Below are 15,503 nucleotides of genomic sequence, written 5' to 3'. Positions count from 1 at the left end.
CTGCTCTTCCGTAAATCGCTTCCGCTTCATCTGTCCGTCCTTCGATCGAGGCCGGACTCTAACTCCAGGTGGAGGAAAAACTCAGGGGCAGGTCATGGCCGGTGAAGACCGGTCCGGACGACCCGTCGCCGCAAGCTTGTCCGCACGGTGGAGGAGCGTATGGGCATGTGCGTCTGACCCGCAGGTAGCGCGGTCACGTTGCGCGTCGTTGCCAGTATCCCTTCCAAGCCCGACTGACCGGCGCTGTGAGTGCGCCACCGATCAATCGATCTGCCAGAGCTCGGTTGTTCCCGGACCGGTGGTCCTCGAGCCAGGCCGCGTGCGCCGCATAAGCATCGAGGTATCGACCCTCCACCCGCAGATGCTGGCCGTCGATCATCGGTCTCCGCCGCGAGAAGAAGCCCTCGGCACTGTTGGTATGAGCGCCATCGTGGCTGAACGCCTCGGAGTGGTTGAATCGCCGCATGTCGAAGTCTGGATCGAGGACCTCCCAGTGCGCGTTCTGGTCGGCCGAGACGATGCTGCCGGTGGCGATCCTCTCGCGCGCGAAGTCGACGCCTTTCGCTTCGCCCAGGAATATCTGGGTCACAGTTCGGCGGCCGCTTTGACGCAGGACAATCACCACGCGGCGCCTGCTCGGCAGCCGGCGGTCGACACGCTTAGCTCGCTGATTGGTGGGCCTAAAATGCCCGCCGAATGCCGCCCGTCCGTTTCGACCTCGCCGTCGAGGCTGCCATCCCGCGTCTCAGCGGTTATTGCTTCTCGCAGCTTGTGTATCAAGACGAAAGCGGTCTTGTGCTGGACGCCCGGTCCGCGGGACAGCTGAACTGCCGATAGCCCCTTGGAAGGGCTCACGAACAGTCAGATCGCGCCGAGAAGATCGACGAACGACAGCTTACGCGACGCGAAGACTGTGCCGGAGGTCACGCTGCGCACTTGAAACGGCGCCGCGTCGTCAGGTTGTAGAGGTCCAGGCATCCGGATAACGGGCACACGAGCGTAGCCCATGGCGGACAGCCCCCGCGGTGGCGCATCTAAACCGCTCAGTAGCGGCGAAGAGTAGCTTGAATCACTCAGGAATCTGTCCAAGGATCGGGGGAGTAGCTAACTGCAGGGAATGACCTTTACGGAGCGCCCATAGTCGCGCCAGCATCCCCCGGGCAAATCCAGAAACCGAAGAAAGGGCGCAGATGCTGCCGATCCAGATGATGTATCGCGGTGCAAGGCTGAACGGTGGTGGCGAAGCCGTCATCAGCGGCGCTGTGCGGCTGACATACCAGGACCTCGTCATGCGAGTCGAGGCGATCGCAGCCTATCTGCAGGAAACGGTGCGAGAGCCCCAATCGAGGATCGGCCTCTGCGGGCACAATAACTGGATGCATGTTGCTACAATGTTGGGCGTCTTCGCGTCGGGGCACATCTGGGTTCCTCTGAATCCTAAGAACAGCAAGGACGAGCTATCACAGATAGTTGGGGCTGCGGACCTCGCTCTAATTGTCGCCGATGCAGAATGTCTGGACAGGTTCGACGCCGGTGGACGGCCGGTCTTAGTGGCCGAGGGCGGCGATCGGGCTGCCGGGCGCTCGGTCGCTTCCGTGATCGCCGCGAATACGGGTCGAAAGCCACGCGACATTTCGGCGCTGGCCGATGGAATCGCCGCAATCAAGTTCACTGGCGGAACGACCGGGAGGCCTAAGGGTGTTTTGCAGCCTTACCGGGCATTCCTCTCCTGTATTGCTAGTATGCTGACTGTGTTTGACTTCGCGCAGGACGAACGCATGCTGGTGCCGGCGCCGCTAACGCATGGCGCTGGCACCTTCTTGCTCCCTGTCATGGCGGAGGGCGGCTGCACCGTCCTTGTCCAAGGAGCGAAGGCTCCGGCGATCGTGGATATGATGATTGCCGAGCAGATCACCGCGTCCTTCATGCCGCCCACGCTGATCTACGCGTTGATGGAGGTAGTCCGCCAGCGCGAACTGCGCTTTCCGGCGCTCCGTCAACTCATCTACGGCGCCGCGCCCATGCCACCGCAGAAGGTTGCGCAGGCGCAAGAGATATTTGGACCTTGTCTTGCCGCGATCTATGGCCAGACTGAAGCGCCGACGATGATTGCGGCAATTTCGGCCAGAGAACTTGCTGATTTCCGCAACCTCGCGTCGGTTGGGCGACCCTGTCCTTACAATCAGGTCGAAGTTATGTCGCCCGAGGGCGCCATCCTAGGATTTGGTGAGACGGGTGAGGTGGTCGTCCGCGGTGACCTTGTGATGCGTGGGTACCTCGATTTGCCGGACGCGACGCGAGATACGATAGTGGCCGGGTGGCTGCATACCGGCGACATCGGTGCGATTGACGAGCGCGGATACCTCTTTCTGAAAGATCGGCTGAGGGATGTCATTATCTCGGGCGGCTTCAACGTCTACCCAGGCGACGTGGAGGCTGCGATTGCCACTCATCCGGAGGTGCGCGAGGTCGTCGTGTTTGGAGTCGAGGATGACTACTGGGGGCAGCGAGTCGAGGCGGCGGTGCTACTGAAGGCGGGTGCCGCCATCGGGAGCGATGCGCTTGCAACCTTCGCAAAACAGCTGGTTGGGCCGGTCAAGGCGCCGAAGCGCATCCATTTCGTTGAGGACATGCCGCGCAATCCGGTTGGGAAAGTGGTGCGACGTGAGGTAATTGGAATGATCGCCGGGAAACGGCGCTGAGGTGGTGCCGGTTTTCTGGACAGGGTGTTAAGCTAATCCCGGCCTAATGGATTGGTACGGGAATGAAGACGACGAGGAAGCGCTACAGCGCGGATTTCAAGGCCAAGGTTGCGCTGGAGGCTATCCGTGGCGACCTGACGCTGGCGGAGTTGGCCGCCAAGCATGGCATCCACCACACGATGATCGCGTCGTGGAAACGGCAGGCCATCGACGGGATGGCAGGCACCTTCTCCGGGGCTGCCGATGCGACCAAAGCCGCCAGTGAGAGCGAGGTCGAGAAGCTGCACGCCAAGATCGGGCAATTGGTGGTGGAGCGGGATTTTTTAGCGAAAGCCTCCGGTCGATGAGCGTGGACCGGAGGCGGGCGATGGTCGAGCCTGCTCACCAAGGCCTGTCGATCTCGGCGCAGTGTCGCCTGCTGCGGATCAGTCGCTCGTCCTATTACTATGCGCCGGTGCCGGAGACCGATGAGACGCTGGTGCTGATGTCGGCGATCGACGCGACGTTCCTGAACTGCCCGTGGTACTCGCCAGATGGCGCAGCACCTGCGCCGCAATGGCCATGAGGTTGGTCGGCGTCGGGCGCGGCGGTTGATGGCGAAGATGAGGCTGACGCCGATCTACCAGCGGCCGCGCACGAGCGACCCGCACCCTCAGCACCGGGTCTATCCGTATCTGCTGCGCAAGCTGGCGATCGAACGGCCCAACCATGTCTGGTGTGCCGACGTCACTTACATCCCGATGCGGCGTGGCTTCCTGTACCTGGTCGCGTTCATGGACTGGGCGACCCGCAAGGTCTTGGCTTGGCGGTTGTCGAACACGATGGATGCTGGCTTCTGCGTCGCGGCACTGGAGGAAGCGCTGACCCGCTTTGGCAAGCCTGAGATCTTCAACACCGATCAGGGCAGCCATGGCGGTCTCAACCGGTCGTCGCAACACTTCGATAATGGAGGTTGCGATGGCGAAGCGGAAGCGTGGTTCGAACAAGGCACTGAGAGCGCCTCTTCGATCACCTGGACGGCCGGGCGTGGCGAAGCGGGAGGATCGTCGACAGTTCTGGCACGCAATTGCGGCAGGTCGGACGAGCGAAGATGCGGGCCGGGACGCAGGTGTCGCTCCCGCAGTAGGGTCGCGGTGGTTCAGGGAGGCTGGCGGCATGCCACCATCGCATCTTGCGCCGTGGGCACGATCGCCCTCGGGGCGCCATCTGGCATTTGCGGAACGCGAAGAGATTGCACTGCTCCGCGCCCAGGGCCACGGCGTGCGGGAGATCGCGCGTCGGGTCGGGCGGGCGCCCTCGACGATCTCGCGCGAGCTGCGGCGGAACGCAGCCACCCGCAGCGGCGGCCTGGAGTATCGTGCGACGAACGCGCAGTGGCACGCGGAGCGAGCGGGCCGCCGACCGCGTTCAACAAAGTTCGAACGCCATGCCGAGCTGCGCCGCTACGTCGAGGACCGCCTTGCCGGTGTGATCGCCCGTCCTGACGGTCGGCCCGTGCCGGGACCGGACGTGCCGTGGACGAAGCGTCGCTCGGTCCGGCGTCAGCATCGGCGGTGGGGCAAGTCCTGGAGCCCCGAGCAGATCTCAGCGAGGCTCAGGATCGACTTCCCCGAGGACGAAACGATGCGCATCTCCCACGAGGCGATTTATCAAGCCCTCTACATTCAGGGCCGCGGCGGGCTGCGCCGGGAGCTGAGCGCCTGCCTGCGCTCGGGGGCGTGCGCTCCGGGTGCCGCGGGCGCGTCGGAGCGGGCCGGGTAAGTCGTTCGCGGCGCCTGAGATCATGATCTCCGAACGTCCTGCCGAGGTTGAGGACCGCGCCGTGCCGGGCCATTGGGAGGGTGATCTGATCCTGGGACTGAATGCCTCGGCCATCGGCACGCTCGTGGAGCGGACGACGCGCTTCACCATGCTACTCCATCTGCCGCCGATGCCGGGTCATCGCAAAGGCCCACGCGTCAAGAACGGCCCGGCGCTCGCAGGCCGCGGTGCCGAGGCAGTACGCGATGCCATTGCGGTGACAATCACCACGCTGCCCGCCCAGTTGCGTCGCTCGCTCACATGGGACCAGGGCGCCGAGATGGCACGGCACGCGGACCTGCGGATCGCACACGATCTGCCGGTCTACTTCTGCGATCCAAAGAGTCCATGGCAGCGAGGCACCAACGAGAACACCAACGGGCTCCTGCGCCAGTACTTTCCCAAGGGCACCGACCTCGCCGCGCACGGGCTGGGCGAGCTCGGTGCCGTCGCCGCCGCGCTCAATGGCAGGCCGCGCAAGACGCTGGGATGGAGAACACCCGCGGAAGCGCTGGACGACCTGCTGAACAGGGGGCAAAATGCCGATGTTGCGACGACCGGTTGAGACCGCCCAGTTCACGTCCTTCGCCTGGACCGACCGGCTGAAGTGGGTCGGAACCGGGATCTCCATGGACGGCAAGGGACGCTGCCTCGACAACGTCTTCATCGAGCGGCTTTGGCGGTCGATGAAGTATGAATGCGTCTACCTGCACGCATGGGAGACCGGGTCGCAGGCCAAGGCAGGCATCGGTCGTTGGATCACCTTCTACAACCACCAGCGGCCTCACGCCGCCCATGGCGGACAGCCGCCGGCCATGGTCTACTTCAGCAGCATCGAAACCGATCAGCAGGCGCGGAGAGTAGCTTAAACCACCCCCCAAACCTGTCCAAGGATCGGGGAGTAGCTCAGGGCGCGGGGGCATGGAGTGATGATATAACTAGTGTGTTGCGTTAGTCTCCGTCGCCAAGCAGAAGCTTCCGCTCCGCGGCGACCCGTTCGGCGATGAAGTCGGCGACGGTTCTGACCCGCGCCGTGTCGCGAAGGTCGGCGTGGACGATCAGCCAGAAGGTTCGTGTGAGGGCGATCTCTTCAGGCAGTATTCGGACGAGGTTCGGCGCCTCGCCGGCCATGAAGTCCGGCAGAACGCACAGACCGGCGCCGATCTGCGTGGCCCGCATCTGCGCGATTAGGTTTGAACTCGTGAGAGCCGGTGGCCGATCAGCGAGAATCTCAGGGAGATAGTCGAGTTCGGGCGCGAAGATGAGATCGGAGATGTAGCCGATCAGGGGATGGCCGACGAGATCGCCGCGCGCGGCGATCGGCGGGCAGGCGGCAAGATATGCCTTAGACGCGTAGAGGTGGAGCTGGTAGTCGGTGAGCTTGCGGGAGACCAGCCGTCCCTCGCGCGGACGGGCGAGGCTGATCGCGATGTCGGCCTCCCGCTTCGACAGACTGAAGATCCGCGGCATGGCGACGATCTGTAGCTCGAGACCCGGATAGCGCCGCATCAGTGCGCCGATCCTGGGGGCGAGAAAGTAGGATCCGAATCCGTCCGGTGCGCCAATGCGGACGGCGCCCGATAGCGCAAGCTTCTCGCCGCCGATTTCGCTTTGCATCTCCGCGGCCGCGCTCTCGATCTTCTCGGCGTGCAGGAGCAGACGCTCGCCCGCTTCAGTCATGGCGTAGCCGCGGGGCGAGCGTTCGAAGAGCCTTGTGTCGAGCGCCTGCTCGAGGGCGTTCACCCGCCGGCTGACCGTGGCATGGTCGACGCCGAGCATCCGCGCCGCGACCGTGAGCCTGCCCTGGCGCGCGACGGCGAGAAAATAGCGCAAGTCGTTCCAATCGAGGTCCATCGATATTTGTATTTGCGCACATCGGGTGTGCGATCAAGCCTATTCCCGTGCGCTGATGTGCAGTTATTCTTAGGTGGGAGCGAAACACCAATAAGGACGGGCTCATGCGCGCGATCGGACACTTCATCGGCGGCAAGTCGGTCGCCGGGACCTCGGGGCGCACCGTGCCCGTCTACAACCCGAACACGGGCGAGGTGCAGGCCGAGGTGTCGCTGGCCACCAAGGCGGAAGTGGCGGCGGCCATCGCCAACGCGGTCGCGGCGCAGCCGAAGTGGGCCGCGACCAACCCGCAGCGCCGCGCCCGGGTGATGATGAAGTTCGTCGACCTCCTGAACCAGAACATGGACGAGCTGGCGGAGCTGCTGTCGTCGGAGCACGGCAAGACCGTTCCCGACGCCAAGGGCGACATCCTGCGCGGACTGGAAGTGGCGGAATTCGCGATCGGCGTTCCGCACCTGATGAAGGGCGAGTTCACCGACGGCGCCGGCCCGGCGATCGACATGTACTCGCTGCGCCAGCCGCTCGGCGTGGTCGCCGGCATCACCCCGTTCAACTTCCCGGCGATGATCCCGATGTGGAAGTTCGCGCCGGCGATCGCCTGCGGCAACGCCTTCATCCTGAAGCCGTCCGAGCGCGATCCCTCCGTGCCGATCCGGCTGGCGGAACTGATGATGGAGGCGGGGCTTCCGGCCGGCATCCTCAACGTCGTCAACGGCGACAAGGAATCGGTCGACGCGATCCTCACCGATCCGGACATCAAGGCGGTCGGCTTCGTCGGCTCCTCCGACATCGCCCAGTACGTCTACGCGACGGCGGCCGCGCACGGTAAGCGCGCCCAGTGCTTCGGCGGCGCCAAGAACCACATGATCGTCATGCCGGACGCCGACATGGAGCAGGCCGCCAACGCGCTGATCGGCGCCGGCTACGGCTCCGCCGGCGAGCGCTGCATGGCCATCTCGGTGGCGGTGCCGGTGGGCGAGCAGACGGCCGACCGGCTGATGGAGACGCTGGTCCCGAAGGTCAACGCGCTGAAGATCGGGCTCTCCAGCGATGCCGACGCCGACTATGGCCCGCTGGTCACCAAGGCGGCGCTCGACCGCGTGCGGGGCTACGTCGATCTCGGCGTGGAAGAGGGCGCCGAGCTGGTCGTCGACGGCCGTGGCTTCACCATGCAGGGCTACGAGAACGGCTTCTTCATGGGCGGCTGCCTGTTCGACCGGGTGACCCCGGACATGCGCATCTACAAGGAAGAGATCTTCGGCCCGGTGCTCTCCGTCGTCCGCGCCAAGGACTACGAGGAAGGCCTGGCGCTCGCCAGCGACCACGAGTACGGCAACGGCGTGGCGATCTTCACCCGCGACGGCGACGCGGCCCGCGACTTCACCGCGCGCGTCAACGTCGGCATGGTCGGCGTCAACGTGCCGATCCCGGTGCCGCTGGCCTACCACACCTTCGGCGGCTGGAAGCGCTCGGGCTTCGGCGACCTCAACCAGCACGGCCCGGACTCGATTCGCTTCTACACGAAGACGAAGACGGTCACCTCGCGCTGGCCCTCGGGCATCAAGGACTCCGCCGAGTTCGTCATCCCGACCATGGGGTAGGAGGTATCCGATGGATTTTTCCTACAGCGAGGAACAGGCCGCGATCCGCGAGATGGCGGCGGGTTTCGCCGTCGACGAGCTGACGCCGCACGCGGTCGGCTGGGACCGCGACAAGATCTTCCCCGTCGAGACCCTGCGCAAGGCCGCGGCCCTCGGCATGGGCGGGATCTACGTGGGCGAGGACGTCGGCGGGTCCGGGCTGTCGCGCCTGGAGGCCGCGCTGATCTTCGAGGCGCTGTCGACCGGCTGCCCGTCCGTCGCGTCCTATCTGTCGATTCACAACATGTCGGCGTGGATGATCGACCGCTTCGGCTCCCACGCCCAGCGCCAGGCGTTCCTGCCCGATCTGTGCACGATGACCGCCATGGCGAGTTACTGCCTGACCGAGCCGGGTTCCGGCTCTGACGCGGCTGCGCTCAGGACGCGGGCGGTGCGCGACGGCGACGACTACGTGCTCGACGGCCAGAAGCAGTTCATCTCCGGCGCCGGCACCAGCGACGTCTACGTGGTGATGGTGCGCACCGGCGTCGACGGGCCGAAAGGCATCTCCACCCTGGTGGTGCCGGCCGACACGCCGGGCATGAGCTTCGGCGCCAACGAGGCGAAGATGGGCTGGAACGCTCAGCCGACCCGGTCGGTGATCTTCGAGGGCGCGCGGGTGCCGGTGGCCAATCGCCTGGGCGCGGAGGGCGACGGCTTCAAGATCGCCATGGCCGGTCTCGACGGCGGACGCCTCAACATCGCCGCCTGCTCGCTGGGCGGGGCCCAGGCGGCGCTCGACCGGACGGTCGGCTACATGGCCGAGCGCTCGGCCTTCGGCAAGGAGCTCCGGGACTTCCAGGCGCTGCAGTTCAAGGTGGCCGACATGGCGACCGAGCTGGAGGCGGCGCGCACCTTCCTGTGGCGGGCAGCTAGTGCGCTCGATGCGAAGGCGCCGGATGCGACGCGGCTCTGCGCCATGGCCAAGCGCTTCGTCACCGACGTTGGCTTCGAGGTGGCGAACCAGGCCCTGCAGCTGCACGGCGGCTACGGCTACCTGTCGGAGTATGGGCTTGAGAAGATCGTCCGCGACCTGCGCGTCCACCAGATCCTGGAGGGCACCAACGAGATCATGCGGATGATCGTCGCCCGCGACATTCTCGGCGTGCGCTGATGGCGATGGCTTCGGGCTCCTCGGATGTCGTCGTCGAGCGGACCGGCACGCTCGGCCGCATCCGCCTCAACCGGCCCAGGGCGCTGAACAGCCTGACGCTGGACATGGTGCGCGCAATCGAGGCGGCACTTGATGGCTTCGAAGCGGTGGCGGACGTCGTCTCGGTTCTGGTGACCGGGGAAGGCGAGCGCGGGTTGTGCGCTGGCGGAGACATCCGCCGGCTCTATGACAGCGGTCGTGCGCGCGACGGTCGTGCCGCCACGTTCTGGCGGGAGGAATACCGGCTGAATGCGCGGATTGCCCGCTTCCCAAAGCCATATGTCGCCTTCATGGACGGCATCGTCATGGGCGGGGGAGTGGGCCTCTCGGCTCATGGCGCCCACCGGCTCGTGACTGAGCGAACCAAGCTCGCCATGCCTGAAACAGGGATCGGCTTCGTGCCCGATGTCGGCGGCACCTGGTTGCTCGCACACGCGCCGGGCGAACTCGGGACCTATCTGGGACTCACCGGCGTCACGATCGGAGCCGGCGATGCAATCCTGGCCGGCCTTGCCGATCGTGCCGTGGCCTCCGACCGTCTTGACGAGATCGTGGCCGCGCTTGCGGCGCTTCCGGCCGGGGCGGACCAGGCCGCCGTCCGCAGGGCCCTCGATCTCTTTTCGACGGACGCGCCAGCGTTGCTCGAGGAGCATCGCAACGTGATCGACCGGGCTTTTTCGGCCGAACGGGTCGAGGACATTGTGGCGGCCCTTGCCGCCGATGGCGGCGAGTTTGCCGACGCCGCGCGGGAGACCGTTCTCAAGAACTCACCGACGAGCGTGAAGACGGCACTGCGCCTCATCCGGCTCGCGCGGCCGGCGGAGCGGCTCGAGACCTGTCTGGAACGGGAATTCACCGCTGCCGTCGGGGCACTGACCGGCCACGACTTCTACGAGGGTGTTCGCGCAGCGATCATCGACAAGGACCGCAATCCCCAATGGCGCCCGGCGACGCTCGAGGACGTCGACAGCCAGGCGATCGCGGCCCTGATCCAACCGTCGGGCGCCGTCTTCCGACGCCCATGAGCCACCAGAGACGAAGCAGGGGGTCGGCCAATGGCTGCGCATACGATCGGGTTCATCGGGCTTGGCAACATGGGCGGCCCGATGGCGGCGAACCTGGCGAGGGCTGGGCACGCCGTGCGCGGCTTCGACCTCTCGGAGGATGCGAAGAGGCTTGCCCTTGAGGCCGGTGTTTCCATCGTCGCGTCCGCCGTTGAGGCAGCCGATGGGGCCGACACGGTGATCACGATGCTGCCCGCCGGCACGCACGTGTTGTCGGTGTGGGGCGAAATCGCAGAGACGGTCGCGTCCGGCACGCTGCTGATCGACTCATCGACGATCGACGTCGACAGCGCGCGCAAGGCGCACGATCTCGCCGCGGCCAAAGGCTGCCTCTCGATGGATGCGCCAGTCTCCGGCGGTACCGGCGGCGCCAAGGCGGGCACGCTCACCTTCATGACCGGCGGCAGTGCTGAGGCGTATGACCGCGCGAAGCCGGTCCTAGAGGCGATGGGCAAGGCCATCTTCCACTGCGGCGAGGCCGGCGCCGGCCAGGCGGCGAAGATGTGCAACAATCTGATCCTGGGCATTTCCATGGCCGGCGTCTGCGAGGCGTTTGCGCTTGCCGACAAGGTCGGGCTCAACCGCCAGGCCCTGTTCGATGTCGCTTCCGTCTCCTCCGGCCAGTGCTGGTCGCTCACGACCTATTGCCCGGTCCCTGGCCCGGTGCCGACGTCGCCGGCGAACAACGACTACAAGGCGGGCTTCGCGACAGCCTTGATGCTGAAAGACCTGAAGCTTGCCGATGCGGCGGCGGAGGCTGCCGGCTTTGCGCTGCCGATGGGCTCAAGAGCGGCGGAGCTCTACGCCGAGCTCGAGCAACTCGGCCACGGTGGCAACGACTTCTCGGCGGTCATCCGTCTGCTGCGCGGGGACGTTTCGGCGGGGGCGGAGTGAGATGGCCTACGAAACCATTCTGACAGAGACCAGGGGAAGGGTGGTCCTGCTCACCCTCAATCGGCCCGACGCGCTCAATGCCCTCAATCGCAAGCTCGCCGCAGAGCTGATCGACGCCGTGATGGCCGCCGACGTCGATCCCGCGGTCGGCTGCATCGTTGTCACCGGGTCCGAGAAGGCTTTCGCCGCCGGCGCCGATATCAAGGAGATGCAGGCACAAAGCTATCAGGAGATGTACACCGCCGACTGGTTCGGCGAGTGGGAGCGGTTCACATCGGTGCGCACGCCGATCATTGCGGCTGTGGCCGGCTACGCGCTCGGCGGTGGCTGCGAACTCGCGATGATGTGCGACTTCATCCTGGCGGCCGACACCGCGAAGTTCGGCCAGCCGGAAATCAATCTCGGCGTGATGCCCGGCATGGGCGGTAGCCAGCGGCTGACCCGTTTCGTCGGCAAGTCGAAGGCGATGGAGATGTGCCTGACGGGCAGAATGATGGATTCGGAAGAGGCCGAGCGCTCCGGTCTCGTTTCACGGGTGATCCCGTCGGCCGGGCTCCTCGGCGAGGCGCTTGCCACCGCCGAGAAGATTGCATCGACGTCGCTGCCGGCCGCCATGATGACCAAAGAGACGGTCAATCGGTCCTACGAAACTTCCCTCGCAGAAGGCGTCCGGTTCGAGCGGCGGGTCTTCCACGCGATGTTCGCCACGGAAGATCAGAAGGAAGGAATGGCCGCCTTCAGTGAGAAACGGAAGCCGCAGTTCAAGAATAGGTAGATTTTATGCAGAGAGTATTCTTGGGAGGAGTTTTCTGCTGCACTCTAATTGTCGGTCGATCGGTTCTTGGTCTTGATCTATGTGTGCGGCGGAAATCTAAAAGATAGCTAGCATGCGGATGATTTTCGAGGGCTTTATAGATCACCTTTCAGGTGGTGTGAATTATTCAGACTTGCGAATGGCATTGTCTATTGCTGCGGATGAGCTCGAAATCCGATCCTTTGCGTATTTACTCATGCCGTTCGAGACAGTCAAAGAGCCGCAACTGGTATCCAATTACCCTTCCTGTTGGACGTCGCGGTACATCAACAATAATTATGAGCAAATTGATCCGGTCATTGAGGTGGCCCGTTGCGGCACGTGTCCATTCCAATGGGACGCCGAATTCGGACGGAGCGATACGTCAAGACGTCAGCAGCAGCTCTTCGAAGAAGCGGCGGAATTTGGCATTCGATGTGGCCTGACGATCCCGATCCACGATCGACGCGGAAATGTCGCCGCAATGACGTTTGCCGCCGATGAGCGCAACCCGCCATTTCTGCGTATTGCGGAACGATACGAGCTGGCGCTGCAGCTCGTGGCCACATGCTTTCATATTCACGCGCGCCGCGTGCTTTCCGGCGATCGAATGGTGGACGGCGTCGTCCTGACCCCGCGTGAATACGAATGCCTGCAGTGGGCGACACGCGGGAAGTCGGCGTGGGAGATCGGCTGCATTCTCGGAATAACGAGGCGCACCGCGGCCTTTCATCTGGACAACGTCAGAACGAAACTCGGCGTGAGAACCATTGCCCAGGCCGTCGCTCGCTTGGCTGCCTCCCGATCCTTTTCAACTGAGGGTGAATTCGTTTCTGTTTACACGCACAGGCTGTTTTGGCGCGGATAGTCGCCTCCAATTGCGGGAGAAATCCTGTGAGGAGGTCGACATGATGCAGCTCATCGAGCCGGACCATTACGGCGAGTTCACCCGCGCACTTCACGAAATGCACCGACTGCGGTACCGAGTCTTCAAGGAGCGGCTCGGCTGGCGCGTTCGTTCCCGAGGCGACAGGGAAATTGATTCATTCGATGCGCTGAAGCCGCACTATCTGCTCTTGGGCGATCCTGGAGGAGACGTCGACGGATGCGTTAGGTTCCTGCCGTCGACCGGGCCGACCATGCTTCGCGACACCTTCTCAGAGCTGCTGGACGGGCAACTTGCTCCGTGTGATGAGTGTATCTGGGAAAGCAGCCGCTTTGCGCTCGATTTGCAGCCGTCACCCCCAAAAGGGGCTTCTGGAATTGCCTCCGGCACCTATGAGCTGTTCGCCGGGATGATCGGGTTTGGCCTATCGCGTAGTCTCCTCCGGATCGTGACTGTAACGGACCTGCGGATGGAGCGGATTCTGCGTCGGGCCGGCTGGCCCCTGGAGCGGATCAGTGAGCCGCGGACGATCGGCACCACACGCGCCGTCGCAGGCTTCCTGGAGGTGTCGGACGAGAGCCTCGAGACGATCCGGCGCAATGGCCGTCTCGGCGGTCCGGTGCTCTGGGCGCCGGTCACCCGCGCAGCGGTCTGACCTCGGTCCGGTCTGACAGAAGCCTGGCCTGAGCCATGGGCATGACCGCAAAGGGCGTCGGCCGCGACCAGTCGAACTGGTCCGATCGGAAGGCGTACGCCTATACCACGCAGCTGACACGTCGCGGCTGGGCCTGGGAGTTCCTGCGGCGCAACCCGGCGTTCCTGCACCAGCTAGGCCGTGCATTGGAACATGTCCGCTACGTGGAGCGTCGGGGCACGCTCGACGTGGTCAAACTCTCGGCCGATCTGGCGGGCTGGGGTGTGATGTTTCGCGGAGTCGCCTGAACGTGACGCGACGGTCCTCTGGTGCCCGAGTGCCTGTCGGTCCGTGCTGCGGGTCGTTGCAGCGAAGGCTACGTCATCGTCCGACATCGTGTTTGATCTAGCCAAGCTCTCTTGCCGAAGCATGGTGCTGAAGGCGGCCGTTGGCGAACAGCACCTGTTGGTGTGCGGCGGCGGTCGAGACCTCCAGCTCTCCGTATCAGGCGAGAGCATCTTGATGCCTGTTCGACTCTCCGCAGATGCGCTCTGGCCGGCTGCGGAGATTCGGCATCGATGGCAGGCGCTTGAATGCCTCAATGCCCTGCACCTAGTCGGCAGGCTGCCGGCCAGGCTTTATCGTCCGGACCCGCGAGGACCTCGGCTCAGCCTCGTTCTCCGTGCGTTGGATGGCGCGCTGTCCGGCGCCTCGCACCGCGAGATCGCCACAGCAGTGTTCGGTGAAGCCCGGGTCGAAGCCGACTGGACGCATCCGGGAGATCATTTGCGGGATCGTATCCGCCGTGCCGTGCGCCGCGGGCGATCACTGATGAACGGTGGGTACAGAAGCTTCCTCATATAAGGAAGCCCGACTCCCGTCGGTTCTGTCCGATCAACTGGCGAAGAGCTCTTTGTAGCCGGTCGCTACGATCCAGTTCGCGCGATCAAGATGGCTGCGCAGCGTCTTCTGGGCGCGCGTCGGTTCCTTGACCGGATCAACGCCGAGGATGAGGTCGGCCATTTCTGCCTCGCTGGCGTTGTCGGACGACGCGTCGAGCAGCTGCATATAAATGGTGAAGTGCGCTTTGTCATAAGCGGTGAGGGTGTCCGACCAGGGCACTTCGTCGGCAAGCGGTAACGGGGAATCAGCTTGGGGCATATGGCCTTCTCGCATCGAATGGCCGGGTGGGTTCCGGCATGACCAACCCATCACGAATACCATCGGTGTGGAATACATACTATAGTTGATAAACCTGCGGCCTCGAATTCGCTGACCTCCGCGCATGGACATGCGCAGGCTGGTCGGACGCAATCTACAGCGGGAAAGACAGAAACAGCAGCTGACCCAGGAGCAGCTCGCCGAGATTTCTGGCTTCAGCCAGCAATACATCAGCGGGCTGGAGAAAGGTCGCCGCAACCCAACCATCGTCACGCTCTTCGAGCTGGCCACTGCGCTTGGCGTCAGTCACATGGACCTCGTTCGGCCGGATCGCGGGGAATGAGCGGGAGGCCGTTCCGCAAGGCACCTGGATGGAATTCCAGTCAGTCTCGCGTTCCGGGAGGATCGGCTTCGACCAAATATCGTCCCATCGGATACCGTCTGGAGGCCGCTATCAGTTCCAAGCATATCGGATGCTCAGCAAATCCTCCGGGCGACAAAGTCGATGCCTGGATATCGATGGGTTCGAATTTCTTCGCCCCTTTTCTGCTGGATATTTCGACAGCGGTTTGGTCGGTGAATCCGCACTGCTGCGGCGTCTCGCCCCATGTTGAAATCGCTTCGGTCGCCCCGCCACTAGCAGCTTTCTGGACGGGCTGATTGCTATGCCGAGGCATAGGGGTTGACCCAGACGCAGGTCGCGGAGAGGGGCAGTCGACCCCAGTCCTTCGTCGCCAAGTACGAAGGTGGCGAGCCGCGACTCGATGTCGTTGATTTCCTCGACATTGCCGTCGTGCTCGGTGCCGGCCCCTGTCAGATGCTGTCTAAGAGCGCGTTTGAGAAGGATTCCCAAGGCGTCTGTTGCGTGATTCATAGGGGGTCGGATCAACGAGACAGGCCGACGCTCCATGCCCCGGAAGAA

General features: G+C 64.3%; 14 protein-coding genes and 4 pseudogenes. 15 read left to right on the top strand and 3 right to left on the bottom strand.

The features are described 5' to 3' along the window. Window positions 1-193 precede the first annotated feature (193 nt). Window positions 194-685, bottom strand: a pseudogene (locus ACSSVZ_RS26780) (transposase); the annotation flags it as partial. A 505-nt stretch (window positions 686-1,190) separates the two neighbouring features. On the opposite strand from ACSSVZ_RS26780, the gene ACSSVZ_RS26775 reads away from it, so the two are divergent. The 4 genes and pseudogenes from ACSSVZ_RS26775 (at window position 1,191) to ACSSVZ_RS26760 (ending at window position 5,371) form a co-directional block, all read left to right on the top strand. Continuing rightward, complete coding sequence (locus tag ACSSVZ_RS26775; RefSeq protein ID WP_453973921.1) at window positions 1,191-2,702, top strand: class I adenylate-forming enzyme family protein; 1,512 nt, start codon at window positions 1,191-1,193, stop codon at window positions 2,700-2,702. 62 nt (window positions 2,703-2,764) lie between these two features. Beyond that, a pseudogene (locus tag ACSSVZ_RS26770) lies at window positions 2,765-3,610 on the top strand (IS3 family transposase); the annotation flags it as partial. Window positions 3,611-3,659: 49 nt separating this feature from the next. Next, window positions 3,660-5,067 (top strand): annotated as a pseudogene (locus ACSSVZ_RS26765) (IS30 family transposase). Beyond that, entirely contained in the window at window positions 5,048-5,371 is a 324-nt protein-coding gene (locus ACSSVZ_RS26760; RefSeq protein WP_453973920.1) for a transposase, read from the top strand. The pseudogene ACSSVZ_RS26765 and the gene ACSSVZ_RS26760 overlap by 20 nt, the downstream one beginning before the upstream one ends. Window positions 5,372-5,453: 82 nt before the next feature. Here the strand turns inward: ACSSVZ_RS26760 and ACSSVZ_RS26755 are convergent, their stop codons facing one another. Beyond that, window positions 5,454-6,356: a LysR family transcriptional regulator gene (locus ACSSVZ_RS26755; RefSeq protein WP_453973919.1), complete on the bottom strand. Its 903-nt coding sequence runs from the start codon at window positions 6,354-6,356 to the stop codon at window positions 5,454-5,456. 104 nt (window positions 6,357-6,460) lie between these two features. Between ACSSVZ_RS26755 and ACSSVZ_RS26750 the strand changes: the two genes are divergently transcribed. The 9 genes from ACSSVZ_RS26750 (at window position 6,461) to ACSSVZ_RS26710 (ending at window position 14,284) form a co-directional block, all read left to right on the top strand. Continuing rightward, window positions 6,461-7,957, top strand: a complete 1,497-nt coding sequence (locus ACSSVZ_RS26750) for a CoA-acylating methylmalonate-semialdehyde dehydrogenase (RefSeq protein ID WP_453973918.1) — start codon at window positions 6,461-6,463, stop codon at window positions 7,955-7,957. 10 nt (window positions 7,958-7,967) lie between these two features. Beyond that, window positions 7,968-9,110: an isobutyryl-CoA dehydrogenase gene (locus ACSSVZ_RS26745; RefSeq protein ID WP_453973917.1), complete on the top strand. Its 1,143-nt coding sequence runs from the start codon at window positions 7,968-7,970 to the stop codon at window positions 9,108-9,110. Next, the gene (locus ACSSVZ_RS26740; protein ID WP_453973916.1) at window positions 9,110-10,174 is read left to right on the top strand and encodes an enoyl-CoA hydratase/isomerase family protein; all 1,065 of its coding nucleotides are present in this window, start codon (window positions 9,110-9,112) and stop codon (window positions 10,172-10,174) included. The genes ACSSVZ_RS26745 and ACSSVZ_RS26740 overlap by 1 nt, the downstream gene beginning before the upstream one ends. A gap of 30 nt (window positions 10,175-10,204) precedes the next feature. After that, window positions 10,205-11,107 carry a 3-hydroxyisobutyrate dehydrogenase gene (mmsB, locus tag ACSSVZ_RS26735; protein WP_453973914.1) on the top strand — a complete coding sequence of 301 codons (903 nt, stop codon included), beginning with the start codon at window positions 10,205-10,207 and terminating at the stop codon, window positions 11,105-11,107. A 1-nt stretch (window position 11,108) separates the two neighbouring features. Continuing rightward, entirely contained in the window at window positions 11,109-11,882 is a 774-nt protein-coding gene (locus ACSSVZ_RS26730) for an enoyl-CoA hydratase (protein ID WP_453973913.1), read from the top strand. A 112-nt stretch (window positions 11,883-11,994) separates the two neighbouring features. Further along, the gene (locus ACSSVZ_RS26725) at window positions 11,995-12,768 is read left to right on the top strand and encodes a LuxR family transcriptional regulator (RefSeq protein WP_453973912.1); all 774 of its coding nucleotides are present in this window, start codon (window positions 11,995-11,997) and stop codon (window positions 12,766-12,768) included. 40 nt (window positions 12,769-12,808) lie between these two features. After that, on the top strand, window positions 12,809-13,441 hold the full coding sequence (locus ACSSVZ_RS26720; protein ID WP_453973911.1) for an acyl-homoserine-lactone synthase: 633 nt from the start codon (window positions 12,809-12,811) through the stop codon (window positions 13,439-13,441). 35 nt (window positions 13,442-13,476) lie between these two features. Then, window positions 13,477-13,728 carry a transcriptional regulator domain-containing protein gene (locus ACSSVZ_RS26715; RefSeq protein ID WP_453973910.1) on the top strand — a complete coding sequence of 84 codons (252 nt, stop codon included), beginning with the start codon at window positions 13,477-13,479 and terminating at the stop codon, window positions 13,726-13,728. Window positions 13,729-13,849: 121 nt separating this feature from the next. Continuing rightward, window positions 13,850-14,284, top strand: a complete 435-nt coding sequence (locus ACSSVZ_RS26710; RefSeq protein WP_453973909.1) for a DNA -binding domain-containing protein — start codon at window positions 13,850-13,852, stop codon at window positions 14,282-14,284. Between the two features lie 30 nt (window positions 14,285-14,314). On the opposite strand, the gene ACSSVZ_RS26705 is transcribed toward ACSSVZ_RS26710, so the two are convergent. Further along, window positions 14,315-14,581, bottom strand: a complete 267-nt coding sequence (locus ACSSVZ_RS26705; protein WP_453973908.1) for a hypothetical protein — start codon at window positions 14,579-14,581, stop codon at window positions 14,315-14,317. 124 nt (window positions 14,582-14,705) lie between these two features. Here ACSSVZ_RS26705 and ACSSVZ_RS26700 point away from each other — a divergent pair, with 124 nt between their 5' ends. Together ACSSVZ_RS26700 and ACSSVZ_RS26695 are read left to right on the top strand one after the other, a co-directional pair. Further along, window positions 14,706-14,924 (top strand): helix-turn-helix domain-containing protein, encoded by a 219-nt coding sequence (locus tag ACSSVZ_RS26700; RefSeq protein WP_453973907.1) that lies wholly within the window; start codon window positions 14,706-14,708, stop codon window positions 14,922-14,924. 339 nt (window positions 14,925-15,263) lie between these two features. Continuing rightward, a pseudogene (locus tag ACSSVZ_RS26695) lies at window positions 15,264-15,503 on the top strand (hypothetical protein); the annotation flags it as partial.

The organism is Amorphus sp. MBR-141, assembly GCF_053628695.1.
Note: the sequence above shows the minus strand (reverse complement) of the source record. Positions and strands in the feature narration are given on the sequence as shown.

Coding starts and splice junctions, on each gene's coding strand:
- ACSSVZ_RS26775 (WP_453973921.1), top strand. CDS start 1,191: ATGCTGCCGATCCAGATGATGTATCGCGGTGCAAGGCTGAACGGTGGT.
- ACSSVZ_RS26720 (WP_453973911.1), top strand. CDS start 12,809: ATGATGCAGCTCATCGAGCCGGACCATTACGGCGAGTTCACCCGCGCA.
- ACSSVZ_RS26730 (WP_453973913.1), top strand. CDS start 11,109: ATGGCCTACGAAACCATTCTGACAGAGACCAGGGGAAGGGTGGTCCTG.
- ACSSVZ_RS26700 (WP_453973907.1), top strand. CDS start 14,706: ATGGACATGCGCAGGCTGGTCGGACGCAATCTACAGCGGGAAAGACAG.
- ACSSVZ_RS26760 (WP_453973920.1), top strand. CDS start 5,048: ATGTTGCGACGACCGGTTGAGACCGCCCAGTTCACGTCCTTCGCCTGG.
- ACSSVZ_RS26750 (WP_453973918.1), top strand. CDS start 6,461: ATGCGCGCGATCGGACACTTCATCGGCGGCAAGTCGGTCGCCGGGACC.
- ACSSVZ_RS26715 (WP_453973910.1), top strand. CDS start 13,477: ATGGGCATGACCGCAAAGGGCGTCGGCCGCGACCAGTCGAACTGGTCC.
- ACSSVZ_RS26755 (WP_453973919.1), bottom strand. CDS start 6,356: ATGGACCTCGATTGGAACGACTTGCGCTATTTTCTCGCCGTCGCGCGC.
- ACSSVZ_RS26740 (WP_453973916.1), top strand. CDS start 9,110: ATGGCGATGGCTTCGGGCTCCTCGGATGTCGTCGTCGAGCGGACCGGC.
- mmsB (WP_453973914.1), top strand. CDS start 10,205: ATGGCTGCGCATACGATCGGGTTCATCGGGCTTGGCAACATGGGCGGC.
- ACSSVZ_RS26725 (WP_453973912.1), top strand. CDS start 11,995: ATGCGGATGATTTTCGAGGGCTTTATAGATCACCTTTCAGGTGGTGTG.
- ACSSVZ_RS26710 (WP_453973909.1), top strand. CDS start 13,850: ATGGTGCTGAAGGCGGCCGTTGGCGAACAGCACCTGTTGGTGTGCGGC.
- ACSSVZ_RS26745 (WP_453973917.1), top strand. CDS start 7,968: ATGGATTTTTCCTACAGCGAGGAACAGGCCGCGATCCGCGAGATGGCG.
- ACSSVZ_RS26705 (WP_453973908.1), bottom strand. CDS start 14,581: ATGCCCCAAGCTGATTCCCCGTTACCGCTTGCCGACGAAGTGCCCTGG.